This is a genomic window from Caulobacter sp. GW822-FHT07D08, assembly GCF_058798735.1.
In genome coordinates this window covers 43,739-67,686 of the sequence record NZ_JBXAKU010000013.1, presented here as the reverse complement: position 1 = coordinate 67,686, position 23,948 = coordinate 43,739, and the positions used below count along the sequence as shown (strand labels likewise).

The following is a 23,948-nucleotide window of genomic DNA, read 5'->3' as shown; positions in this document are numbered from 1 at the left end:
CATGAGCCAGAGGCGATGGGCCGGAGCGGTCGCGGCGGGTCTCGCCCTCCTTGCCAGCTCGCAGGAACCCGCCGTCGCGAGCCCCGCGCCGGTCGTCGCGCCCGCCAAGGCCACCATCGTCTACGGCGAATGGACCGATCCCGCGCGCGGCGGCCGCGAGGTTCCCTATAAGCTCTACGCGCCGACAGGGGCGGGACCCTTCGGCCTGATTGTCCATTCCCACGGCCTGGGCGGCTCCCGGGAGGGCTCGACCTACATCCTGCAGGCGGTCGCCGAGGCGGGCTTCGTGGTGGCGGCCTTGCAGCATCCCGGCTCGGACGCTTCGATCCTGGCCGGCGCGCGGCCTGGAGAGGAGGCCAGCCTGCTGGGCAAGCTCTCTCCTGACGCGGCGACCAATCGTTTCGCCGATATTCCGTTCGCCCTTGATGAACTGACGAAAATGAACGCGCCGGGAGGCGAACTCGCCGGCAAGCTGGATCTTTCGCGGGTCGGCATGAGCGGCCATTCGTTCGGCGCGCTGGCCACCCTGGTTGCGGTCGGTCAACGCCTGCCGGGGGCTCCGCCAGACGCTTTCCGGGAGCCGAGGATCAAGGCGGCTGTCGTCTACAGTCCGAACAAGGCCAGGCAGGGTGGCTCCGACACCGCCTTCAGCTCGATCCGCACGCCGATGCTGCACTTCACCGGCACGCAGGATCGAACGCCACTGGATCTGGAAAAGACCCCGTGGGAGCGCACGATCCCGTTCCAGAAGATTACCGGCGCCGACCAGTTCCTGATCGTTCTGCGCGACGGCGACCACGGCGCCTTTGCGGGGCGGCGGCGGATGATGGGCGTCGCCAAGCCCACTGACGCGGCCCAGATGGCCGTCATCGTCGAGCAGACCCTGACCTTCTGGCGCGCCTATCTCAACGGCGACGTCCAGGCGGCCAAGGCGCTCTGCGACCTGCCCGCCACGCTCGCGTCTTCCGGCGAGGCCTATGTCAGGGCCAAGGCCTGCGGCGCGCCCACGCCCATCAGACCCGCGGAGGCCCCATGAAGCGCTGGATCGTTGCGCTCGCCGCCTGCTTCGTGGGCCTCGCCACCACCGGCTTCTCGCAGCCCGGCGTCAGACCGCGGCCCCCCAATGTCATCGTCATCCTCACCGACGACCTCGGCTATGGCGATCTTGGCGTCTATGGCGGCAAGGTCATCCCAACGCCCCATATCGACGCGCTGGCGGCCTCGGGCGTGCGGTTCACCGACGCCTATGCGACGGCCGCCGTCTGCGCGCCCTCGCGCGCGGGGCTGATCACCGGACGTCACCAGGCTCGCTATGGCTTCGAATTCAATCCCGTTGGGCGCGACGAGCAAGCCGGCGCGCCGGTCAGTGAAGCGAGTATCGCCCAGGTCATGAAATCGGCCGGCTACGCCACGGCCATGGTCGGCAAGTGGCATATCGGCCAGGCGGGCGGCTTCCATCCCCTGGACCGGGGGTTCGACAGCTTCTTCGGCTTCCTGGGCGGCGCGGCCAGCTATTTCAAGGATCCGGCGGAAAGCGGGCTTCAAGCCGACACCGGCGCCGACGGGGCCATGACGCGCGCGCGCTTTCCGGTCGTGCGGGGGCGTGAGGTGGTCGAGCAGGGCGGCTATCTGACCGACGTCTTCACCGACGAGGCCGTCGGCTTCATTCGGGCCCATCGTCGCCAGCCCTTCTTCCTCTACCTGGCCTACAACGCGCCTCACACCCCGCTCCAGGCTCCCAAGGCCTATACCGACCGCTTCGCCCACATCACCTCGCCCCATCAGCGGCTCTACGCGGCCATGGTCGCCTCGCTGGACGACAACGTCGGCCGGCTGCGCCAGGCCCTGGCCGAGGAGGGGCTGGAGCGGGACACGGTCATCTTCTTCCTGAGCGACAACGGCTGCCCCAACTATATTCGCGGCGCCTGCTCCAACGCGCCCCTGTCCGGCTACAAGGCCTTTCCTTGGGAAGGCGGCGTGCGGGTGCCGTTCATGGTCTCCGCCCCTGGGCGCATCGTGCCGGGTTTGGTGTCGAGCCGGCCGATTTCGACGCTGGATATCCTGCCCACCGCGGCGCGCCTTGCCGGCGTCAAGGCGCCCAGCGGCGTCGAGGGGCGTGACATCGCCTCGGCCCTGGCCCCGACCGCCGGGATCGTCGAGCGTCCGCTCTTCTGGCGAATGGGACCCAACCACGCCGTGCGCGAGGGGCGCTGGAAGCTTCTGGTCGTCAACAAGTCCGACACGGTCGATGACATGAGCAATGTCCTGGGCTCCCCAACCCCCGACGGCGTCAAGGCGACGGTCTCGCCGCTGGGCCAGTGGACGCTTCTCTTCGACGTCGTCCACGATCCTGGCGAAAAGCACGATCTGGCTAGCGCCCATCCCGAGGTGGTCGCCCGGCTGTCGCGCGACTTCGCGACTTGGGACAAGAATAATGTCGAGCCGATGTTCACCAGTCGCCGACAGTTCCGGTCCGAGGTCGACGGCCGCAAGGTGCAGCTGTTCAACTGATTTAAGGTGGGCCCGCGGAAAACAAGCCTGCGCTGAAGGAGACCAGCCATGACGCCGACGCGTCGATCCCTGCTCACGGCGCCCCTCGCCGGAACCCTGGCGGCCAGCCTTTCGGATGGCGCCGAGGCTTTTGCGTCCGCGGGGTCTCTGTCGGCGGCGGACTTGCTCGAGCGGTATGTGGCCTTTGGCGGTAAGGCCAGTGGCGGGCCAGGCGACATCGCCTGTGGGGATTGGATGACGGAATGGCTCGCCGCGCGCGGCTTCTCTGTCGAGCGCCTCGCCTTCGACGCGCCGTTCTTCGAGGTCGAGGACGCCTGGTTCCAGGTCGGCGAGACGAGGGTGAACGTCATTCCGCAGGCCATGGTGGTGCAGACCGGGCCTCGGGGTGTCGAAGGGCCGGTCCTGGTCCGCGAACCCGAGGATGCGGGCGCCCCGGCGCACGGCGCCATCGTCGTCATTCGGTTGCCCTATGGACGCTGGAGCAGCGCGGCCGCGCTGGCCGTGCGAGGGCCGGTCGAGGCGGCCCTGCGGGCCGGCGCCCTTGCTGTCGTTCTCGTGACCTACGGGCCCAGCGGCGAGGCTCTGGCGCTGAACGCCGATGGCCGCGCGCCGATGTTCGCCGCGCCCGTGGCCGTGCTCGCGCCCAAGGACGGGCCAGCCTTGATCAAGGCGGCGGGGTCCGGGGAGAAAGGCATGCTGCTGATCGCCGGCCAGGGCGGCCGTAGAGAGGCGTTCAATCTGATCGGGCGCAAGGACAGCGGCAAAGGCCGATGGCTGGTGGTCTCCACCCCGCGTTCGGGTTGGTTCACCTGCGCTGGTGAGCGGGGACCTGGCGTCGCCGTCTGGATGATGCTGGCTGACTGGGCCAGCCGCGCGAGCCTGCCCGTAAATCTTGCCTTCGTCTGCAACAGCGGTCACGAATATGAGAACCTCGGAGCCGAGCACCTTCTGCGTAAGGCCGCTCCGTCGCCAGACCAGACCCATCTGTGGCTTCATCTCGGAGCCAATGTCGCCGCCCGAGACTGGCATGAGTTCGGTGGACGACTGGCGCCGCTGCCCAGCGCCGATCCTCAGCGTTTCCTCCTCGCTAGCCCGGAACTCGTCGCGCCGTGCCGAGCGGCCTTCCAAGGCTTGCCGGGTTTAGAGGCGGTCTACCCGCTGGGAGCGGGCGCGGCTGGAGAGCTCGCCCATGTCGCCGCGGCCGGCTATCGGCGACTGGTCGGTGTCTTCGGCGCTCATCGCTTTCATCACGCCCAGAGCGACGATGGACGGTGCGTAGACGCCCACCTGGCGGATACGGCATTTCAGGCCGCGCGCCGCCTGCTGGACGATATGCCTCCGCACTAGGCTGATGAAGGTCGAGTTTCCGGATCTGCGCCAACGGCGGCAATTGGCTGGCCGGACATTAGGGCCAGTAAGCCCGGGCGACCGACAGTCGATGAGCTCTATCGGGAAATTCGAAGTAGGAGGTCCACGATCATGGGCTCAAGATCGTCGATCGCCCCTGCGCGCCGTGCGAGGTCGCCGTCGGCGGTCGCGCCGTGGCCGTAATAGCTTGCCGAGACGAAACCCTGGGCCAGGCCGCGGGCGTGGATGGCCAAGTCGCTGGCTCCGTCGCCGACCATCACCGTGGGTCCGCTCATAGCGCCGGTACGACGCCATCGCCGGACCAGGGTGGTCTTGTCGGCGGAAGTCAGCAGAGCCCAGTCGCCCACGCCCACGGCCTGTCTTCCGATCCAGCGCAGGCGGTTGGCGGCGACGGCCTCGGCAGGAAAGCCGCAGGCGGCCCCGATCGGTCCTAGCCAGTCGTGGAATGCGGCCGACGCAATGAACAGTCGGACACCCTGGCCGCGCAGCGACCGGAACAGGGGGCGGAACGGCGTGATCCGGTCCAGCGCTCCGGCGATATAGTCGTCGATCGCTTCTCGTTGGATCGACAACAGGGCCCCTAGCAGGATCAGCGGATCTTCCGGGCGGGCGGCGCCGGCCATGAACCGCTGCGAGCGGGCCTGCAGGGCCGCTATCCTGGCCTCCCCATCGTGGCGACGGCGAAGGCTGAGCTTGAGCACTTCCCGCAAGCTCTCCTCGGGAACCAGAGTCTGGTCGTAGTCGAAGATCACATTGCAGCCGCGGAGCGAGCGGCTCACGTCTCGCCACGCCTCAGCCGAGCGCGCAGCGCATGCTTGTCCCGTGGCCGCCAGTCGGTGGCGGCGGCGCCCAGGCGGTCGGCGATCGCCTGCTGGACGCGCTTGGCGAAAGCGGTCTTGGACTCGTCGCGCCCGCGCGCCAGCGGGGGCAGGTAGTCCAGCTTGAACGTCACGGTGGGCATGGCCAGCAGGCGCAGGAAGTTGGCCGGCTTGGAGGACAACAGCGGATCGGCGTTCAGGCCAAATGGCGTGGTCAGGCGCAGGGCCGTCGGTACGACTGGGAACCCGCGGGCCAGAAAACTCGGCTGGAACTGGAACAGGCCCTGCTGGTTGCCGATGGTCTCTTCCGGCGACACGTAGAGGCTGGTTCCGGAGGGATGCTTGCGCCAAGCCGCGATGTGGCGGGCCAGCGCCTTGCGGTCGGCGACACGCCACAGCTGGGCGCCTGAGCCGCGCGCCAGCGGCATGACGGTCGCTCGGCCCAGCGCGCCGCCGTCCTGGCCAATGGCGATACAGGCCTGGGGCTGTCCGCACACCGCCAGCAGGTCGAATACGCTGACATGGTTGAGGGCGACCACGCAGCCGTCTGTCAAACGGGCCACCTCCTCGCGGGGGAGGTTGCCGATGACGCGCACGCCCATCGCCTGGCGGATCAGAGGAAACAGCCGCGAGGCGACACTCGGCGGCGCCGCCATGGCCAGCGGCGCGGCCAGAATCGCGAGCGCCAGCCGGCTGGCCGCCAGGGCGATCCCGAGGGGCCAATACCATAGGGGCGGGCTTGCTCCGGCGCGCCACGTCTCCAGGTCGCACAGGCGACTTACTGGAACCTCGGGGGGCGGGCGCGTCATGCCAAGGTCACCGGGGGGCTGATAGCCGGGGGCGCGTCCTGTCCGGCGGCGCCGACCGCATGGGCGAAGATCCGCTGGCGGTTACGCTGCAGCCCCGACAGGAACATGGCGCGGGTGACGTCAATGCGCAGGTGGGGACCAAACGGCGTGTCGCAGACGACGCCATAGCTATCGTCGACGCCCAGATAATTGCGGTTCAGCCGGATCGCCATCGTGTGGTTCAAGTTGGTCAAGGTGTGAATTTGATCGAAGCCCAGCTTCAGGAAGCCGTACTCCAGGGCCAGATGCGCCGCCGCTATCGGCGCCCTTGAGCGCCACAGCTTGGGAAAAAAGCGCTGGCCGAAATTGATGCCGTATTCCTTTTGCGCGAAGCCCGAATAGCCCAGGAACGCGCCGGTCGCCTCGCGCCTGACCGCCCAGCGTGACCAGCCGCGCGCCTGAAGTTCCAGATTGAAGGTGTCGACCTCGCTGGCGGCCTGCTCGAACGATCGAGGCTTGCCATCCGAAATGAAGGCCATCACGCGCGGGTCCGACACCAGCCGGGCGTAGTCGTTCCGGGCGTCGTCGTTCCAGTCGCACAGGCAAACGCCGTCACGGCGGGTGTAGGTTTGGGACCCGGAAATGCTCATCGATCTTTGCCCTGAACGCTTGCTCAGGCGCGGAAGGAAAGGAGCTATGGGGGAAAGGAAAGTGAACGTCGGGCGCCTGGAGCTCAATGTGCGGCGGGGCGCAATTTCACCTGGCGATTTGTGCGTTCTAGCGCAGCTCGGCGATCCAGCGCCGCCAGTCGGCGGGCGAGCTGGCGTCGAGCATGGGCGCGCGAGCGGCCGCCAGGCTGCGGAACTCGCGTGGGGTCATGCCGTAGAGGCCGCGGAACGCCGATACGAAGCTGGACCGGTGGGTGAAGCCGTGGGCCTCTGATATGCTGGCGATCGTCTCGCACCGGGCCTCCGGCTCGGCCAGCCGCGCGCGCACGGCATGCAGCCGACGCTGCCGGACATAGCCGGAAAATCCGCCCAACTCCTTGAACAGGTAGTAGAGCTTGCGCTCGGATATGCCGAACCGGCTGGCGACGGCTTCGGCCGTAAGCGAGCGGTCTGTCAGCTGGGTTTGGAGGCAGTGGCAAATCTGTTCCAGCAGACACTGGTTGGCGCTCGTCGCCGAGGCGTCATCGATCTGGCCGTTGATCGTGGCCGCAGCCAGCTCCACGGTGGGACGCACCAGGCTGGCGGCCTGGCTGCGCGTCAGGGACGGGGCCAGTTCGATCAGCATCCGCAGGTGCCCGAGCAGCAGGGCGACGAGGGGCTCCTCTCGACGCAGCACGGTCAGATGGAGGGTGTCCGGGGCTGTGAGCAAGGGCGCCAGCAAACGCCTGGGAATGAAGAGGTTGAGGTTCTCGAAGTCGCTGGCCGCGGTGGCCAGCGGCTGGGCAAGGTCGATGATCAGCAAGTCCCCGGGCCTGGTCCAGGCGTCCGAGGCGCTGTCGCGCTGTCCACAGGCGCCCTCGACGTAGAATTGCAGCAGATAGTTCGAAAGCCCGTCGCGGGCGGTTCGATAGCGAGACCGGTCGAAGGCCTGGGCGGTCGACCGACTGCGTCCGAGCAGCAGCTGGTCTAGCGCGTAGCCGCCGGCCTGGCCTTGGAAGTGGTCTAAGTCGCCGCCGATCCGGACGTCGAACATCACGCTGAGGGCCTGGGCCCAGCCCACCGTGGCCTCCCGGATCGACATGCCGCGCGAGTCGAAAAACGAGCCTTGAACTTTCTCTTCTGGATTCTGTTGGCTCATGTCTCGCCTCAACGCGAAAAGCAGCGCTTTGTCCAGACCGGCGGCGCCGCCGCGCGCGGCGGCCAAGCGTGCTAGGGCAGGCGCACGCCCTATTTGATCTTGAGCAGGAAGCGCTTGTGGACGGCCTCGGTCACCTTCCACACGCCTCTGTGGTGAGCTTCGACCGCGAAGGCGTCCCCGGCCTTGACCACGACGGTCTCACCGCCGTCCGGAGTGATCTCGATCCGGCCTTCGAGCATCACGACATACTCATAGTAGGAGTATTCGGCGCGCAGGGTCCCGGGGGTGCAGCGGAACGTGCCCTCAACCAGCGAGCCGTCCTCGGATTGGTGCTCAAACCAGGTCCACATCGTCGGTTCGCCTTCCAGGACCGTCCATCCGGGCGAGATCGGCGTGATCGGATCCCCGATTTCGGGTGTCATGCGATGAATGCTCAAGGGGATCCTCCTTTTGATGGCTCAAAGGATAGCAAAAACTACTGTAATGACCAGGGGGAAACGTCAGGCTGGCCGTTCCGGGGAGCGATCGGCGCCACCTGGTCTCGCCGCGCCTGACCTCGGCGCCTCGGATTTCAGGTCCGAGGCCAAAGGCCCTGGCGCTGTCCGTGTCCCAAAGGCGCGGGATCTGGAATGGCCGCCAGAGTGGCCCTCATCAGCCGGATACGCTGGGCATGGGGAGACTCATCGCGCCGGTGAGCATGGCGAGCCAGGATGAAGCCACTCCTGCTCCTGCCATCCGCCTGATCGGCGCTGTCGCCAGCGCCCGCTCCCGACGCTAGCGCGCCTCCTTGATGCTATCCCGCGGGGAAGCGCAGGTCGGCGACCAGGCCTGGCCTGGGATGGCGGGCGCGCAGTTCGAGATCGATGTCCAGGCGTCGGGTGATCGAGCGCACGATGGCCAGGCCCAGGCCCGCGCCGGTCGACCCTTGGCCTACGGCCCCCCGGTTGAAGGGCGCGAACACGTTGCGCAGCGCGTCTTCGTCCAGTCCGGGGCCGCGGTCCCAGATCACGACCCTGGGTCCGTCTCCGTCCATCCTGGCGACGATACGCACCTTGCCCCCGCCATAGGCGCAGGCGTTGAAGACCAGATTGCGCAGAACCTCGCCGATCAGCACCGCGTTGCCGCGCGCGAGTCCGAGGTCGGCGGGCAGGCGCGTCAGCAGTTCGACCTCGGGAAACGCGCGGGCGGCTTCGACCTGGATCGTCTTGAGCAGGGCGGCGGGATCGGCCTCGCCATCGGCCGCGGTCGCCTCCGAGCGGGCCAGGGCGAGGAACTGCGTCAGCACCTGGCGCAGGTTGGCCGCCGCGTCTCGCGAGTCGCCAAGCAAGGCCTTGTCTCGCGGCGTGGCGGCCGAGCGCTCCAGCAGGGCGAGGTTGGCGACAATGACCGACAGGGGTGTTCGCAACTGATGCGAGGCGTCGGCCGAGAAGCGCTCCAGCGCGCGGGTGAAACGCTCCAGGCTGCTCATGAGATGGTTGAAGGCTTCGACGGCCGGCGACAGTTCGGCGGGCGTGTCGGCGGCGTCGATCGGCGCGAGGTCCGGGCGCGAGGCCTGGGCGCGGCCCTTCAGATCTTCCGTCAGGCGGCGCAGCGGCGCCAGGCCCCAGCCGACGGCCGGCACGACCAGGACCGCGGCGACGGCGACCAGCAGGACGGGCAGGCCGATCAGCGTCGAAAGCAGCTCGCGCACGCTGGCGCGACGGGAGTCGAGGCTTTGGGCCACCGCCACCACGACGGGGTCGCGCACCCCTGGCACCATCACCGTCGACTGGGCGATCCGCACCTCGTAGCCGCGCATCTTCGCGTAGGTGAAACTGGTCTCATTCGGCGAGGGCGCGGGTAGGCGAGGGAGGTCATCGTAGCCGGTGACCAGGCGCGAACCCTGGCGCACCGCATAGAAGACCGCGTCGCGCTCGGGACTGTCCAGCAGGGCCAGGGACCAGGGCGGCAGGGCCACCTGGGCCTGGCCCTCCCGAACGCCGATCTGGGCGACGATCGAGGTCACGGATCCGGCCAGCAGCCGGTCGGAAGACTTCTCCACGACCGCGCGGGCGGCCAGGGCGCCGGCCAGGGCGAGCGCCGCGCCCAGCAGGGCCAGGGGGACGACCTGCGCCAGCAGCAGGCGGCCGACCAGGCTGGGACGGCCGCCCTTCCAAGGCCTGGCCTTCATGGATCGATCCGGTAGCCCACGCCCCGCAGCGTACTCAGGCGCGGGCCGTCCGGCGCCAGCTTGCGTCGCAGTCGGCCGACATGGACGTCCAGGGCGTTGGGCGAGGGGGCCTGTTCGTCGGGAAACACCTCGGCGGCCAGGCGGTCGCGCTCGACGACCCGGCCGGGACGCGCGGCCAGCGCCTTCAGCACGGCCCATTCCCGCGGACGCAGGTCCAGCCGCCGCTCGCCGATCCAGGCCGCGCCGGCTTCCCAGTCGCAGACCAGCGCGCCGACATGGGCCGTCCGGGTGGCGTAGCCGCCCTTGCGCCGCGCTACCGCACGCACCCGGGCCACGAGCTCGAACGGGTCGAACGGCTTCAGCACGTAATCGTCCGCGCCCATGTCCAGGCCGGCGATGCGATCACGCACCGCGTCGCGCGCGGTCAACATGACGATCGGGGTCAGCACGCCCTCGCGGCGCAGCCGGCCCAGGATCTCGAAGCCGTCGATGTCGGGCAGGCCGATGTCCAGGACGACGGCGTCGAAGTCGGCCCCATGCGCCAGGGCCAAGGCCAGGGCGGCCTCGCCGGTCTCGGCGCAGACGGGCTCGTGCCCTTCGCTCTCCAGCGTCGCGGTCAGGGAGCGACGCAGAGGCGGATCATCCTCGACAACCAGTATCTTCATCGGGGATGTAGGAACCGAACACGCAGGGGAGGTCATCATCCGACGCCGATTGCCTCATCAGGTCAAGAGACGCGGGCCCGTGGCGATCATGGCGGCGCTGGCCCTGGCGGCCGCGCTGGCCGGCTGCGCGCCGAAGTCGATCGGGCAGGCGACGAGCGGCTGGGATATTCGCGCCGCGGAGCGCGAGGGCGAGCTCGTTGTCTATCTCAACACCGATGTCCACCAGGTGATCGGCGAGGGCTTCCGCAAGCGCTTTCCCAAGATCAAGGTCCGCTTCGTCGAGTTGGCCGCCAAACCGATGCAGGCGCGCCTTATCGCCGAGACGGACGCGGGCGCGCCGGTCGCCGACGTGGCCTGGAGTTCGTCGATGGACATCCAGGTCAAGCTGATCAACGACGGCTACGCCCAGACCTATCGCAGTCCGGAGGCCAAGGGCCTGCCGGCCTGGGCCGTCTGGCGCGACCAGGGCTTCGGCGTGACGGCCGAGCCGATCGTCTTCGCCTACAACAAGAAGGCGCTGAAGGAGTCGGAGGTGCCGCGCAGCCACGCGGCGCTGCTGGCGGCCTTGCGCGCCGACCCCGAACGCTGGCGCGGCAAGATCGCCATGTACGACCCCGAAAAGAGCGGGGTGGGGTTCATGTACCTGTCGAGCGACCTGCAGGCCTATCCGGACGCCTGGGCGCTGTACGATGCGTTGGCGAAATCGGAGCCTGGCCTGTTCGTGCCCGGCGCGCCGCTGCTGACCAGCCTGTCAGGGGCGCACGACCTGGCCTACGACATGAATGGTTTCTATGCCGACTGGTGGGCGCGCCATCGCAACGCCGACATCGGCTATGTCGTGCCCAGCGACTATCACCTGTCGCTCTCGCGCGTGGCCTTCATCACCCGCTCGGCGCCGCATCCGAAGGCGGCCCGGGTGTTTCTGGACTATCTGATGTCGGACGAAGGGCAGAGGCGACTGGCCCAGGCCAGGCTGACGCCGATCCGCCCCATCGCCGGCGCGCCGGCGCTGGGCGCGGCCGGCCGCCCGATCCGTGTCGGTCCCGCCCTGCTGGCCAATTTCGACCAGGGGCGGCGCGCCGAATTGCTGGCGCGCTGGAAAGCCGCGACCGCCGATCATTGATATTGCTTAAATATAGATCATTATCCGCCTTAAAAATAATCACTTTCGGCCAGGTTCACGAAAGCTTCGCGGTTTTTGCCTCTGGCCCCGATAAGCCCAAGCTGTCACCGACCTATCACCTTCACGGATCGCGCGGCGACGGACGAACGCGCATCGTGCCCACCGGTTGAACTCAGGGGGATTCCTTTCGTCCTCATCGCGGGCCGGGCAACATTGTACCGAATTTCGACGCTTTGACGCGATGGGGCGAGCCGGTCGTATTGACCTGGCTCTCGCGGAAGAGATCGGGTCAGCCCGACGCCGAAGGCGCAACCGCCCCGGAAACGCTCAGGCAACAGGGACCGCAGAGCACGAGGACGCTGGAAAGCAGGACCGCTCCACAAGTGAGCGGCCTCGCCGAAGGAGCAAGGGCGCGACCGCGTCTGAATCTCTCAGGCCAAGGGACAGCGGGGGCAGAGGAACCGCCTGGCGGAGTCCGGGAAGGCGCACGTCTTTCCGAGCGCCGCGACCGACGCGACCGAACAAGCGGGCGCGCGGGAGAGAGCGACTGTCGACTGCTAAAACATAGGGGATCTTACTTTGACCATTTCACGCCAAACTCGCCGGGGACTGCTGCTGGGCTGCAGCCTGGTTCCCGCCGTCCTGGCCCTGCACGGCGCCGCCTTTGCCCAGGACGCCGCCCAGAACACCGCCAAGACCGACGACACCAGCGTCGGTGAGATCATCGTCACGGCCTCGCGCATCGACCGCGCCGGCTTCGAGGCGCCCACCCCGACGGTGCGGGTCACCGCCCAGGACCTGAGCGTCGGCGCCCGCCCGAACATCGCCGCGGCCCTGAACGACCTGCCGCAGTTCCGCGCCACGACCTCTGCTCAGACCACCGGCACCAACACGGGCGCGGGCAACGCCCCGGTCGACCTGCGTGGCCTCGGCATCAGCCGCACCCTGGTGCTGCTGGATGGCCGCCGCTTCTCGGGCGACAACGACCTGAACCTGATCCCCAGCGTCCTGACCAAGGGCGTCGACGTGGTGACCGGCGGCGCTTCGGCCGCCTGGGGCTCCGGCGCCGTGGCCGGCGTGGTCAACATCAGCATCGACCGCACCTTCACCGGCCTGAAGCTGGGCGTGGAGGCGGGCGAGTCCTCGTACCACGACGCCAAGCAGGTCCGCATCGAGGCGGCGGCGGGCAAGAGCTTCGCCGACGGCCGCGGTCATTTCGTGATCGGCGGCGAATACATCGACAATGACGGGGTCATCCCGAAGAACAGCCGGCCGAACATCGGCCGCTGGGCCACGGTCTCGAACGGCGCGGGCCGCTTCATCCTGGCCCCCAATGTCGGCTTTTCGAACGCGGCCTACGGCGGCCTGATCATGTCGGGCGTGCTGAAGGGGCAGGCCTTTAATCCCGACGGCAGCCTGCGCACCTTCAACGGCGGCACGGTGATCGGCACCAATTCGGTCGGCGGCGAAGGTCCGTCCAACGACGACCTCTCGCCCCTCGTTACGCCGCAGAAGCGCTACGCCGCCATGGCCAGCGTCACCTACGATCTGACCGACAAGATCAAGATGACGGCCGAGCTGCGCCGCTCGCGGATGTGGAACAACTACATCTGGTTCGGCGACCACAACCGCGGCAACCTGACGATCAAGTCGGACAACGCCTATCTGCCGACGGCGGTGAAGTCGGCCCTGGCGGCGGCGGGACAGACCTCGTTCACCATGGGCCGCTTCAACACCGAGGCCTATCCGACGATCGACTTCGAGCGCGTCTCGACCCAGGGGACCATCGCGTTCGACGGCGCGTTCGGCGACGGCTGGCGCTGGAGCGCCTATTACAGCCACGGTGAGAACGAGAACAACATCGACACCCCTGGGTTCTTCCTGACCCAGAACTACGCCAACGCCGTCGACTCGGTGATCAGCCCGACCACCGGCCAGCCGATCTGCCGGGTCGCCCTGACCAACGCCTCGACCAACTGCGTGCCGATCAACCTGTTCGGCCAGGGCGCGCCTTCGAGGGCGGCGCTGGACTATGTGACCGGCACGCCGTCCATGCGCGAGACCAGCAAGCTGGATGTCGGCGGCTTCAGCCTGCGCGGCGAGCCCTTCAGCCTGCCTGCCGGCCCGGTCTCGGTCGCCGTCGGCGCCGAGGCCCGCAAGGAGTCGGTCGACCGCACGGTCGGCGCCCTGGACGCGGCCAAGGCCTTCACAAGCTTCAGCTTCTCGGCCATGGCCGGCGACTACAGCGTCAAGGAAGCCTTCGCCGAAGTGCTTGTGCCGGTGATCCGCGACGTGCCCGTCTTCAACAAGCTGGAAGTCAACGCCGCCGCCCGCGTCTCCGACTACAACACCACCGGCTCGATCTGGTCGTGGAAGCTGGGCGCCACCAACGAGTTCTTCCCGGGGTTCCGGGGACGGATCACCAAGTCGCGCGACATCCGTTCGGCCAACCTGACCGAACTCTTCACCACCAGCACGACCGGCTACAACACGATCGTCGACCCGAAGACCAATTCCAGCGTCTACGTGCTGACCAATGGCGGCGGCAATGCGAACCTGACGCCTGAAACGGCCAAGACCTTCACCACCGGCTTCGTCTATTCGCCGCCGGCCCTTCCGGGCTTCAACATCTCGGTCGACTATTTCGACATCGACATCGACAACGTGATCACCACCGTGTCGGCGCAAGACATCGTCACGCGCTGCGCCAACGGCAATGCCGACATGTGTTCGCGCGTCACTCGCGACGCCACCGGCGGGATCTCGCGGATCGTCTCGACCTACGTCAACCTGGCCAACTACAAGACCGACGGCGTCGACGCCGAGATCTCGTACGCGACCAATCTCGACCGCCTGATCCCCGACGCGCCCGGCCGCATCCGCGCCCGCTGGCTGATGACCTGGGTCAACAGCCTGACCACCAACGACGGCGTCAGCAAGATCGAGTACGTCAAGTCGCAAGGCTATTCGTTCGGCCTGGGCACGCCCAAGAGCCGCATGACCGCGGCGCTCGACTGGTCGGGCAAGGTGTTCAGCGCCAACCTGCGGGCGCGCTATATCTCGCCGGGCACGTACAACCGAACGGTCGACCTCGTGAACGGCCACATCAAGGCCTACACCTATGTCGACCTGGGCGTTCAGGCGAAGCTGCCCGAGGTCATGGGCCATGAGGTCGAGCTCTACGCCAACGCGACCAATCTCTTCGACAAGAACCCGCCCGTCTCGTCGCTGTACTCGCCGTACTACGACGTGATCGGTCGCTATGTGACCGTCGGCGCGCGGATGCGTTTCTAAGCCCGCCCGACATTGCGCCGCCGGTTGCTTCCCCTAGCTCCCCCCGCCGGCGGCGCTCCCCCTTTCTTCAGAGGCATTCTCCAGATGATCTCTCGTCATGCCCTGGCGCTGGCCCTTTTGGCCGCCGCCGCCGCGACTCCGCTGGCCACGCCTTTGGCGGCCCAGACCGTCGCGCCGCCCGCCACCATCGTCGTCGACGGCGCGCCGGCCATTCCGCAAGAGCTGGTCGCGGCCGCCGCGCCCTATCTGCAGGCGCGCCACGCCAACTTCCTGGGCTGGAACACCGCCGACCGCTCGATGCTGATCAAGACCCGCTTCGGCGGCTCCGATCAGGTCCACGTCGTGGCCAAGCCCGAGGGCGACCGCCGCCAGATCAGCTTCGAGAACGAGCCGATCCTGGCCGCGGCCCTGTCGCCCAAGGGCGGCGCGCTGGTGATCCAGAAGGACAAGGGCGGCGACGAGTTCTACCAGCTCTACGTGCTGGAGGCCGGCCGTCCGCGCCTGATCACCGACGGCAAGAGCCGCAACTGGTTCGGCGCCTGGTCGCCGGACGGCAAGCTGGTCGGCTACGCCTCGTCGCGTCGCAACGGCGCGGACATGGACCTCTATGTCGTCGACCCGAAGGACCCCAAGACCGACCGCCTGGTGGCCCAGGTCACCGGCGGCGGCTGGAACATCGCCGACTTCTCGGCGGACGGCGCCAAGGCGCTCGTGCTGAACCGCATGTCGGTCAACGAGGCCATGGTCTACGAACTGGACCTGGCCAGCGGCAAGATGAAGCCCCTGACCGATCCCAAGGCCAAGGTCTCGTACGTCGATCCGAAGTACGCCCACGACGGCTCGGTCTGGCTAACTTCGAACAAGGGCTCCGACTTCCAGCGCCTGGGCAAGCTGGACGGCAAGGGCGGCTTCGTCCCGGTCTCCAAGGAGCCGCAGTGGGATGTCAGCGACTTCGCCGTCTCGCCGGATGGCGCATTCGCGGTCTACGCCATCAATGAGGCCGGCGTGTCGCGCGTGCGGGTGCTGGACCTGGCCACCGGCGCGGTCCGCCCGGTGACGGGCCTGCCGGCTGGCGTCATCCCCTACAGCATCGGCGCGGCGATCGACATCGCGCCGTGGGGCGAGATTGGCCTCAGCATGGCCTCGGCCAAGGTGCCGGGCGACGCCTTCTCGATCGACCCCAAGACCCTGGCCGTCACCCAGTGGACCCACAGCGAGACCGGCGGCCTGGATCCCAGCCTCAACGTCGAGCCCAAGCTGGTCGAAGTCGCCAGCTTCGACGGCGAGAAGGTCTCGGGCTTCCTCTACCAGCCCGACCCGGCCAAGTTCCCCGGCAAGCGGCCGCTGATCGTCGACATCCACGGCGGTCCGGAAGGCCAGACCCGTCCCGACTTCCTGGGTGGGAACAACTATCTGCTGAACGAGCTGGGCATCGCGCTGTTCTTCCCGAACGTGCGCGGCTCGACCGGCTATGGCGCGCGGTTCGTCAATCTCGACAACGGCCCGTTCAAGCGCGAGGACTCGGTGAAGGACATCGGCGCCTTCCTCGACACGCTGGAGAAGGACCCGGCCCTGGACGCCAGCCGCTTCGCCGTCAACGGCGTCTCGTACGGCGGCTACATGTGCTACGCCTCGGCCACGCACTACAGCCCTCGTCTGAAGGGCGCCAACTGCTACGTCGCGATCTCGAACTTCGTCACCTTCCTGGAGAACACCCAGGCCTACCGCCGGGACCTGCGCCGGGTGGAGTATGGCGACGAGCGCGATCCCAAGCAGCGCGAACAGCTGATGCAGATCTCGCCGCTGACCAGCGTCGACAAGATCACCACGCCGCTGTTGGTGGCCACGGGCGGGACAGACCCGCGCGTGCCGCCGTCCGAAGCCGACCAGATGATCAAGGCCGTCCGCGCCAACGGAGGTTCGGTCTGGCACGTGCTGGCCAAGAACGAGGGTCACGTTTTCCGTAAGAAGGAGAACGACGACTACTATTTCTGGACCAGCATCATGTTCTGGCGAAAGACGCTGCTGGGCCAGTAGGGCAGGCGAGGGCGCGGGACCAAGGTTCCGCGCCTTTCCTTGGAAGGATTGATGACCTTGTCGAGCCTTTTGCGTTGCGCGACCGCCTTGGCGCTGTTGCTTTCGAGCGGCCGGGCCTGGGCGGGGCCGGCGATCGACCACCACATGCACGTCCATTCGCCGGCGATCCTCGAGATCCTCCCGGCCTATTGCGCCAGCCCCAAGCGCAAGAGTCCGTGCGACCCGCGCTTCACCGCGCCGCTGACCGCCGACGACGCCCTGAAGGCGATGGACGGCGCGGGGATCAAGCAGGGCTGGCTGATGTCGACGGCCTATCTGGCCGAGAGCCCGCTGGGCCCGCCTCAGCCGGACGCCGCCCGGGTGGTGCGCGAGGCCAATGATTTCACGGTCGCTCTCGCGCGGAGCCGGCCCGATCGTTTCGCCGCCTTCGTCAGCGTCAATCCGACGGCGCCCGACGCCCTGGCGGAGATCGCCCGCTGGAAGGGCGACCGCGCGGTCACGGGGCTGAAGCTGCACCTGACCAATTCCGGCCTGGATCTGCGCGATCCGGCCCAGACCGCGAAGTTGGCGGCGGTCTTCCGCGCCGCGGCCGCCAACGGCTGGACGATCATGATCCACATGCGCACCGGCGCGGCCGACTATGGCGCGCCGGACGTCGAAGCCTTTATCGATCAGGTCCTGCCGGCCGCCGGCGGCCAGCCCGTCGTCATCGCCCACGCGGCGGGCTGGGGCGGGATCGACGCGGTGACGCTGGACGCCCTGGGCGCCTTCGCCAACACATTCGAGAAGGACCCGGGTCGCGTCCGCAACGTCCGCTTCGACTTGGCCCAGGTCTTCAAGGACAATGCGACGCCGGACGATCGCGCCCGGATGGCCGGCCTGATCCGCCGGATCGGTCCGGATCGTTTCGTCGCCGGGTCTGACTGGCCCTTCGCTGGCGACCTTAAGACCTACTTCGCCACCGCCTATGCGGGGCCAGAACTGTCGCCTGAGGCGTGGGCGAAGACGCTGGCTGGCTCTACGGGCAACTAGGTCGGTGGCTGATGTCGGCCTGAACAGACATGATTTCGGGCTTTGGCTCTTGAAGCGGCCGAACCTCGTTTCTCCGTTCACCCATATCCTCAAGCCCGCGCAGGTCGCTGGCGCTGGTCGTTGAGCGATTCGACATTCGCCGCGGGCCATCGGCGGCGATGAGACAGGCTCCGGCCGGATCGCGGTCGAGCATGCCATACCGCCCGATCCTGCCGTGACGCGCGACGCTCGACTGCCAATCGGTCACTCAGCCCGTGCCTCGCGTTCGCGCAATATGATTGAACGGCGACCTCAGCGGTTTGGTCGCGACTTATTTTCTTCCAGATACGGTCGGAGGGCTCTCAGAAGGAGGCCTGTGAGGGCTTCATGCCTTCGCGGGTTTTGAGAGATCCAATCACCTGGCCCGGCTCGCGCCGGGCCTTTTTCGCGAGGCGGGTGAGCGCCTGACGGCGAGGGCCTCGGACAGATGGTCGACGCGAAGCTGCGTGATCCGGCGGCTAGAGAGCGTATTTGCGCCCTTCCTCCGCGATCATGAAATTGAAGAAGCCGATCTTTTCGAGTTGCCGCTCTACCGATGTACGGCTCGATCGCGGCGCGCCCGAAGGCTTTATGTGCGTGACCAGTATGGGCAACGCCCGCATGCGAGCGTCGTCCTGCGTCATGCCGCGCAACGTCTCAAGCTCGGTGTTCAGCCACATCGGGGTCAGGTGCCCGTAGAGGCGAGCGGCCGGGACCGGGTCGGGGTACGAGACCTCGATCAGCATACCCCGCAGCCGCCCTTGCCGCACCAACGGGGCCACGGCGCGCCAAAGATTTTCCAGGTTCGTCGCGTGTTCGACCGCGTCGGGACCCGTGTCGCCCAGGCAGAGGAAGGCGTCCGGTCCGCTCCGGAGCAGGAACGCGGTCGACGTCACCCCTCCGTGTGACAGCGGGTAGGCCGTGACGGTCATGCCCGTTCCAGAGATCGGCGTGGGCGTCCCGCCAGGTTCCAGGTCCTTGTAGTGATATTTGCCGATGCGCGGTGGGGGGCCGCGGTCGCCCATGTTGGGCCATGCGACCCAGTTGAAATAGTGATCCGCGAGCGCTTGGTTCACTTGCGGCAGGCCCATGATGTCCTTCTTGGTGTCGTCTGGAGACGCCAGCACAAGACCCGCGACATGGTCGAGGTGGGCGTGTGTGATCAGATAGGCGGCGATGGAGTCCATCACCTGTCCGCGCGAGTCCGCCCCTGGGTAGCGCCCCTTGCGCACGGCCCGATCCAGGCCCGAAGCAAGTGTGCCCGCGTCGCACATCACGCCCGACCGGTTCCCGTGGGCGACGATATGGTAGGCGCTCGTCGGCTCTTCCACGCCGCCGTTGACGCCTAGCGCGACGACCTCGAAGGCGGACGGCGGCGGTGCGGCCGCTGAGAGCAGGAGAAGCGCCGGAAGAAGCGCTCGCGGAAAACCTCGACCTTGCATGACGCCCAGTCTCGAAAAGATCTGAAGCATGTCGCGCCGGGAGCGGGATGGCCAGGCGTATGGGGCCTGGCGGCGTCGCCGCCGGCGAGCGGCCTCCTGGCGCTGCCCTAAGCAGCAGGGCGGGCGCAGGGTTGCCCGGTCCGGCGTCACATGAAGTAAGAATTTATTTCCACTCTCCCGCTCGCTTGACCGGCGTGCGCCCAACGCCATTGCATCCGACCAGAACAAGGGTTTCAGCGTCCCCGGCGATCCGCCGCGGCGCCGGGGTCTTCGCGTAGCGTTACAGGGCCGAGTTGGGGGAATTTGCTATCATGTTGAACTTGTCCGCCTGGACACGCCGATCCCTTTTGGCCGCGGCCTTCGCGGGGGTGACGGCGACGTCGACCCTGGCGCAGGCGCCGGTTTCGCCGCCCGCCGCGTCCGCGGTCACCGCGCCCATCCCGATCCGAGTCGTCGTCGTCACGGCCTATGCGCTGGAAGACAAGGCCTGGATGGCCAAGGCGCCCCAGACTCTGGACTTCCCCAACGGCGTCGCGCCGCTGGGTTACGATCCGGCAAAGGGCGTCCTGATCGTGCGCACCGGCGTGGGCACCAACCATGCGGCCATCACCACCTTCGCTCTGGCGACCGATCCGCGCTTCGACCTTTCAAAGGCTTACTGGGTGATCGCGGCCATCGCCGGGGTCAATCCGAACGAGGCCTCGCCGGGGTCGGCGGCGTGGATCGGCAACGTCATCGACGTCGACTTTGGCAAGTGGGTCGATCCGCGCGAGGCCCCGCCGGAATGGACGGGCGGCTATCCGCCGTTCGAGCCGCCGCGCGCCGACCGCCCCAGCAGCGTCTACTATCCGCTCAACGTCGGCCTGCGGGATTGGGCCTATGGGCTGACAAAGGGCATCCCGCTTCCCGACACCGACGCGCTGAAGACGGCGCGGGCGCGCTTCTCCAACTATCCAAACGGCTCCAAGCCGCCCTTCGTGCTGACTGGCGACGAAATCTCCGGCCAGGCTTACTGGCACGGCGAAATGCTGACCAAGCGCTACGCCAAGCTCGCCACCGACTTCAGTGGCGGCAAGAGCCGGTTCGTGATGACCGCCATGGAGGACACCGGCGTCGCCAACGCGCTGCGGCGGCTCACCGTGGTCGGCAAGGCCGACTACGATCGGCTGGTCGTTCTGCGCACCGCCAGTAACTACTCGCAGCAGGCTCCGGGCGAGAGCCCGGTCGACAGCATGAACCGGCCTTATGCCGGGGTCGGCGACGCCGCCGCCTACGCCGCCCTCGTCGTGGCCGGCAAGGTCGTCGACGAGCTCTCGGGCAACTGGGCCGTCTATCGCGACAAGATTCCCGGCGACGGGAAGTAACGACCTGAAACGGCGGATCGGCCCTGGTGGTCGGTCCAGCCGCGAGGACACGTCAAGTGTCCCGACCGTTGGGGGAAACACCGCAAACTCCGCTTCACGGCTCGCCGCGCGCATTGGCGCGTAGGCGCGGCCATAGGCGCGGCGGGCGTAACGACTTCAGTTCGGTGTGGCTCGGGGGGACCGCGGCGCACCATCTCAAGGGGACCTAAATGCGACATCTTTATGCCGCGAGCGCCATCGCGCTCGCCTTGGCGGCCACCGGGACGACGGTCGTCGCCCAGGAGACCACCTCCTCGATCCGCGGCTCGGTGACCGCCGGCGGCGCGGCCTCCGTCAACGCCAGCGTCAGCGCCGTACACGAACCCTCGGGCACGACCGCGAACGCCACCACCAACAGCGCCGGGGCCTTCAACCTCACCGGCCTGCGTCCGGGCGGTCCCTACACCGTGACGGTGACCGCGCCGGGCTTCCCGCCGGTGACCTCGCAGAATCTCTTCCTGAGCGTTGGTCAGCCTTATGTCCTGCCGATCGCCGTGGGCGACACGCAGGTCGACGCCCTGGTGGTGACCGCCACGCGGGCGGAAAAGAGCGGCCCGCTGGTCACGGTGTTCGATCGCGACAGCATCGCCAGCGTGGCCTCGGTGTCTCGCGATATCCGCGACATCGCCCGTCGCGATCCGTTCGCTTCGTTCAACCCCAGCACCCGCGGCGTCTCGATCGCGGGCCAGAACGGCCGGACCAACCGCTTCTCGGTCGACGGCGTGCGCTTCTCGGACAACTTCGGCCTGAACCAGGGCGGCCTGCCCAGCGCGCGCGGCCCCATCCCCTTGGACGCGATCGAGCAGCTGTCGGTCAAGATCGCGCCCTATGACATCTCCGAAGGGGATTTCCAGGGCGGCTCGATCAACGTCGTTCTGCGCTCGGGGGGCAACAGGTTCACCGGCGCCGCCGGCTATACCTATTCGGACGACAGCCTGATGGGCACGAAGTCCAAGGGCAGCAGCTTCTCGCAGGAGATGACCTCCAAGACGCGCAACGCCTTCATCTCGGGGCCGATCATCAAGGACAAGTTGTTCTTCGCATTCGCCTACGAGAAGCTCGATGAGACCGTCCCGTCGGTCTTCGGTCCGCCCGGTTCGGGCAACGCCATTCCGAACCTGACCCAGGCCCAGGTCGATCAGGTTACCTCGATCGCCAAGTCAGTCTACGGCTACGACACGCTCGGCGTGCTCACCAGCCGTCCTGAAAAGGACAAGAAATGGACGCTGAAGCTCGACTGGAACATCAACGACAACCAGCGCCTGTCCTATTCGACCATCCAGAACAAGGGTGAGACGGTCGCGCTGAGCGGCGGCACCTCGTCGATCACCTCGCCGGGCCTGGGTCTGGGCTCCTACGCCACCCATGAGCCGGAAAAGGTCGAGACCCACGTCCTGCAGCTGAACTCCCGCTGGACCAACGCCTTCAGCACGGAGCTACGGGTCAACTATCGCGACTCGATGAAGGTCCCGATCTCGTTCGGCTCGCCAGGCTATAGCGATATCACCGTCTGCCTCGACCCGGTCGCCGTCGGTTCGCTGAACCAGTGCACCCAGACGGGGACGCCGCGACTGGTCTTCGGCACAGAAGCCTTCAGCCAGGCCGACGTCGTCGGGCAAAAGCAATACGGCGCCGAATTCGTCGCCCGTTACAGTCTCGGGGACCATGCCTTCAAGCTGCATGCGTCCTACAGCCGGCTGAAGATCAGCAACACCTTCGTGGCCAACTCGCTGGGCACCTACTATTTCGACTCCTTGGCGGACTTCCAGGCCCGCCAGGCCGGCCAGCTTCTGTACCAGTACTCGATCACGGGGAAGCTGTCGGACGCCAGCGCCAGCTTCGACTATGATCAGCTGACCTTCGGCGCCCAGGACAGCTGGGACATCACGCCGGAGCTGAACGTCACCGCCGGCGTCCGTTTCGACGGCTATGAGATGAAGGACAAGGCGCCGCTCAAGACGTCTTTCGTCAATCGCTATGGCTTCGCCAACAACGCCAATATCGACGGCAATCTGGTTGTCCAGCCGCGCGTTGGCCTGACCTGGCGGCCGACCGATCGCCTGACAGTCCGCACGGGCGTGGGCCTGTTCAACGGCGGCGCGCCGGACGTCTTCGTCGGCAACAGCTTCTCGAACGCCGGGGTGTTCACCAACACGGTCTCTATCGGTCGCGCCGTCGGCGGTACGGGCTGCACGATCCCGGCTACGGTGGCCAATGCCGCCGCGATCTGCGCGGCGGCCCTGAACAATGTCCAGGGCAACAAGATCGACCCCCTGGTGTCCAGCTACCTGCAGACCAACATCTCCGCCCTCGGGGCCTCGCCGACCTCGTTTATCCTGCCGACCTTCAAGCTGCCGGCGCAGTGGAAGACCAACCTGTCGGTCGACTATGTGGCCGATCTGGGCGAACGACTGGGCGACGGCTGGCGTTTCGGCGCGGACCTGTTCTATGGGCGCGCGGACTCCGCAGCCTACTATACCGATCTGCGGCTGACCAAGGTCGGGACGGCGCCCGACGGTCGCGCGATCTATGCCGACACCTATACCAATACGGCCAACAGCGACCTGGCCATGCTGAGCACCGACAAGGGCAAGTCGATCATCGCCGTCGCCCGGGCCAGCAAGTCCTTCGATTTCGGCCTGGATACCGGCGTCAGCTATACCTACTCCAACGTGAAGTCGCTGTCGGACATGGGCAGCTACGCCTCGGGCGGTTCGACGGCCAGCGGCACCTATGGCGGCCAGCCGATGGTCGATCCGAACCAGCCGGCGTATGGCCGGTCCAGCTACGAGGTGCGGGACAACTGGAAGTTCAACATCGACTACGCCCACGCCTTCTTCGGCGACTACAAGACCAGCTTCAACCTGTTCGGCGAACTGCGCTCGGGCTCGCCCTACAGCCTGACGATGAACACCACCTTGTCCAACAGCCGCTCGACCCTGTTCGGTACGACCGGCGGCTCCAACCGCTACCTGCTGTATGTGCCGGATGTGTCGAGCATCACCGCCGACTCCAAGGTCAGCTATGCCTCGACGGCGGTCTACGAGGCGTTCCGCGACTTCGTGCGGGCCAACGACCTGAGCCAGGGCGTGATCGGCAAGAACACCGAAAAGTCCCCGGACTACTTCAAGGTCGACCTGCACGTCGAACAGGAGGTGCCCGCGCCGTTCCTCGGTTCGGCGCGGTTCAAGCTGTTCGGCGACGTCGAGAACCTGCTGAACCTGATCAACAGCGACTGGGGCTCCTACCGGACCTACAACCCGCTGACCTCGGTGGTGAACGTCGCCTGCGCCCAGCAGGCCGGCTCCAGCTGCAATCGGTATTCCTACACCGCCTTCACCAAGCCGACCCTGCAGCCGAACGCCCAGCTGGGCGTCTGGCGGGTCCGCCTGGGGGCCCGCTTCGAGTTCTAGTTTTTACCGCTTAAGCTTCGGCCTCGGCGTTCGCGCCGGGGCCGATTCCATATTAGGGGG

Annotated in this window: 17 protein-coding genes and 2 riboswitches; of the genes, 9 read left to right on the top strand and 8 right to left on the bottom strand. The window is 67.4% G+C overall.

What is annotated here, in order from left to right:
* Position 1: 1 nt before the first annotated feature.
* Genes AC1RJ9_RS20860 through AC1RJ9_RS20850 form a run of 3 tightly spaced genes read left to right on the top strand, consistent with a single transcriptional unit; the run spans position 2 to position 3,858 of the window.
* Positions 2–1,036 carry an alpha/beta hydrolase family protein gene (locus AC1RJ9_RS20860; RefSeq protein ID WP_492839869.1) on the top strand — a complete coding sequence of 345 codons (1,035 nt, stop codon included), beginning with the start codon at positions 2–4 and terminating at the stop codon, positions 1,034–1,036.
* Positions 1,033–2,511, top strand: coding sequence for a sulfatase-like hydrolase/transferase (locus AC1RJ9_RS20855; protein ID WP_492839870.1), 1,479 nt, complete (start codon positions 1,033–1,035; stop codon positions 2,509–2,511). Before AC1RJ9_RS20860 ends, AC1RJ9_RS20855 begins: the two co-directional genes overlap by 4 nt.
* Before the next feature lie 48 nt (positions 2,512–2,559).
* Positions 2,560–3,858: a protease-associated domain-containing protein gene (locus tag AC1RJ9_RS20850; RefSeq protein WP_492839871.1), complete on the top strand. Its 1,299-nt coding sequence runs from the start codon at positions 2,560–2,562 to the stop codon at positions 3,856–3,858.
* Positions 3,859–3,956: 98 nt separating this feature from the next.
* On the opposite strand, the gene AC1RJ9_RS20845 is transcribed toward AC1RJ9_RS20850, so the two are convergent.
* The 7 genes from AC1RJ9_RS20845 to AC1RJ9_RS20815 form a co-directional block, all read right to left on the bottom strand.
* Positions 3,957–4,658 carry a haloacid dehalogenase-like hydrolase gene (locus AC1RJ9_RS20845; RefSeq protein ID WP_492839872.1) on the bottom strand — a complete coding sequence of 234 codons (702 nt, stop codon included), beginning with the start codon at positions 4,656–4,658 and terminating at the stop codon, positions 3,957–3,959.
* Entirely contained in the window at positions 4,655–5,506 is an 852-nt protein-coding gene (locus tag AC1RJ9_RS20840; protein ID WP_492839873.1) for a lysophospholipid acyltransferase family protein, read from the bottom strand. Before AC1RJ9_RS20840 ends, AC1RJ9_RS20845 begins: the two co-directional genes overlap by 4 nt.
* Positions 5,503–6,135, bottom strand: a complete 633-nt coding sequence (locus tag AC1RJ9_RS20835) for a GNAT family N-acetyltransferase (RefSeq protein ID WP_492839874.1) — start codon at positions 6,133–6,135, stop codon at positions 5,503–5,505. Before AC1RJ9_RS20835 ends, AC1RJ9_RS20840 begins: the two co-directional genes overlap by 4 nt.
* Before the next feature lie 127 nt (positions 6,136–6,262).
* Entirely contained in the window at positions 6,263–7,291 is a 1,029-nt protein-coding gene (locus AC1RJ9_RS20830; RefSeq protein ID WP_492839875.1) for an AraC family transcriptional regulator, read from the bottom strand.
* Positions 7,292–7,380: 89 nt separating this feature from the next.
* Entirely contained in the window at positions 7,381–7,728 is a 348-nt protein-coding gene (locus AC1RJ9_RS20825; protein ID WP_492839876.1) for a cupin domain-containing protein, read from the bottom strand.
* Positions 7,729–8,084: 356 nt separating this feature from the next.
* Complete coding sequence (locus AC1RJ9_RS20820; RefSeq protein WP_492839877.1) at positions 8,085–9,461, bottom strand: sensor histidine kinase; 1,377 nt, start codon at positions 9,459–9,461, stop codon at positions 8,085–8,087.
* Positions 9,458–10,126 (bottom strand): response regulator transcription factor, encoded by a 669-nt coding sequence (locus AC1RJ9_RS20815; protein WP_492839878.1) that lies wholly within the window; start codon positions 10,124–10,126, stop codon positions 9,458–9,460. The genes AC1RJ9_RS20820 and AC1RJ9_RS20815 overlap by 4 nt, the downstream gene beginning before the upstream one ends.
* An 88-nt stretch (positions 10,127–10,214) precedes the next feature.
* On the opposite strand from AC1RJ9_RS20815, the gene AC1RJ9_RS20810 reads away from it, so the two are divergent.
* From AC1RJ9_RS20810 to AC1RJ9_RS20795, 4 genes are all read left to right on the top strand, one after another.
* Positions 10,215–11,249, top strand: a complete 1,035-nt coding sequence (locus tag AC1RJ9_RS20810; RefSeq protein ID WP_492839919.1) for an ABC transporter substrate-binding protein — start codon at positions 10,215–10,217, stop codon at positions 11,247–11,249.
* Between the two features lie 265 nt (positions 11,250–11,514).
* A riboswitch (glycine riboswitch) is annotated at positions 11,515–11,603 on the top strand.
* A 3-nt stretch (positions 11,604–11,606) separates the two neighbouring features.
* Positions 11,607–11,698: riboswitch (glycine riboswitch) on the top strand.
* A gap of 130 nt (positions 11,699–11,828) precedes the next feature.
* Positions 11,829–14,543, top strand: a complete 2,715-nt coding sequence (locus AC1RJ9_RS20805; protein WP_492839879.1) for a TonB-dependent receptor domain-containing protein — start codon at positions 11,829–11,831, stop codon at positions 14,541–14,543.
* A gap of 84 nt (positions 14,544–14,627) precedes the next feature.
* A complete protein-coding gene (locus AC1RJ9_RS20800; protein ID WP_492839880.1) occupies positions 14,628–16,580 on the top strand; it encodes a S9 family peptidase in 1,953 nt (650 codons plus the stop codon).
* A 51-nt stretch (positions 16,581–16,631) separates the two neighbouring features.
* A complete protein-coding gene (locus tag AC1RJ9_RS20795; protein ID WP_492839881.1) occupies positions 16,632–17,612 on the top strand; it encodes an amidohydrolase family protein in 981 nt (326 codons plus the stop codon).
* A 497-nt stretch (positions 17,613–18,109) separates the two neighbouring features.
* Here AC1RJ9_RS20795 and AC1RJ9_RS20790 read toward each other — a convergent pair whose 3' ends face one another.
* Positions 18,110–19,072: an MBL fold metallo-hydrolase gene (locus AC1RJ9_RS20790; protein WP_492881683.1), complete on the bottom strand. Its 963-nt coding sequence runs from the start codon at positions 19,070–19,072 to the stop codon at positions 18,110–18,112.
* Positions 19,073–19,383: 311 nt separating this feature from the next.
* Between AC1RJ9_RS20790 and AC1RJ9_RS20785 the strand changes: the two genes are divergently transcribed.
* Positions 19,384–20,436 (top strand): hypothetical protein, encoded by a 1,053-nt coding sequence (locus tag AC1RJ9_RS20785; protein WP_492839883.1) that lies wholly within the window; start codon positions 19,384–19,386, stop codon positions 20,434–20,436.
* A gap of 209 nt (positions 20,437–20,645) precedes the next feature.
* Entirely contained in the window at positions 20,646–23,888 is a 3,243-nt protein-coding gene (locus tag AC1RJ9_RS20780; RefSeq protein ID WP_492839884.1) for a TonB-dependent receptor, read from the top strand.
* Positions 23,889–23,948 lie beyond the last annotated feature (60 nt).

What these genes read in the sequence shown, in the direction of transcription:
- AC1RJ9_RS20860 (WP_492839869.1), top strand. Translation starts at nt 2, where the DNA reads ATGAGCCAGAGGCGATGGGCCGGAGCGGTCGCGGCGGGTCTCGCCCTC.
- AC1RJ9_RS20855 (WP_492839870.1), top strand. Translation starts at nt 1,033, where the DNA reads ATGAAGCGCTGGATCGTTGCGCTCGCCGCCTGCTTCGTGGGCCTCGCC.
- AC1RJ9_RS20850 (WP_492839871.1), top strand. Translation starts at nt 2,560, where the DNA reads ATGACGCCGACGCGTCGATCCCTGCTCACGGCGCCCCTCGCCGGAACC.
- AC1RJ9_RS20840 (WP_492839873.1), bottom strand. Translation starts at nt 5,506, where the DNA reads ATGACGCGCCCGCCCCCCGAGGTTCCAGTAAGTCGCCTGTGCGACCTG.
- AC1RJ9_RS20835 (WP_492839874.1), bottom strand. Translation starts at nt 6,135, where the DNA reads ATGAGCATTTCCGGGTCCCAAACCTACACCCGCCGTGACGGCGTTTGC.
- AC1RJ9_RS20830 (WP_492839875.1), bottom strand. Translation starts at nt 7,291, where the DNA reads ATGAGCCAACAGAATCCAGAAGAGAAAGTTCAAGGCTCGTTTTTCGAC.
- AC1RJ9_RS20820 (WP_492839877.1), bottom strand. Translation starts at nt 9,461, where the DNA reads ATGAAGGCCAGGCCTTGGAAGGGCGGCCGTCCCAGCCTGGTCGGCCGC.
- AC1RJ9_RS20815 (WP_492839878.1), bottom strand. Translation starts at nt 10,126, where the DNA reads ATGAAGATACTGGTTGTCGAGGATGATCCGCCTCTGCGTCGCTCCCTG.
- AC1RJ9_RS20810 (WP_492839919.1), top strand. Translation starts at nt 10,215, where the DNA reads ATGGCGGCGCTGGCCCTGGCGGCCGCGCTGGCCGGCTGCGCGCCGAAG.
- AC1RJ9_RS20800 (WP_492839880.1), top strand. Translation starts at nt 14,628, where the DNA reads ATGATCTCTCGTCATGCCCTGGCGCTGGCCCTTTTGGCCGCCGCCGCC.
- AC1RJ9_RS20795 (WP_492839881.1), top strand. Translation starts at nt 16,632, where the DNA reads ATGACCTTGTCGAGCCTTTTGCGTTGCGCGACCGCCTTGGCGCTGTTG.
- AC1RJ9_RS20790 (WP_492881683.1), bottom strand. Translation starts at nt 19,072, where the DNA reads ATGCAAGGTCGAGGTTTTCCGCGAGCGCTTCTTCCGGCGCTTCTCCTG.
- AC1RJ9_RS20785 (WP_492839883.1), top strand. Translation starts at nt 19,384, where the DNA reads ATGTTGAACTTGTCCGCCTGGACACGCCGATCCCTTTTGGCCGCGGCC.
- AC1RJ9_RS20780 (WP_492839884.1), top strand. Translation starts at nt 20,646, where the DNA reads ATGCGACATCTTTATGCCGCGAGCGCCATCGCGCTCGCCTTGGCGGCC.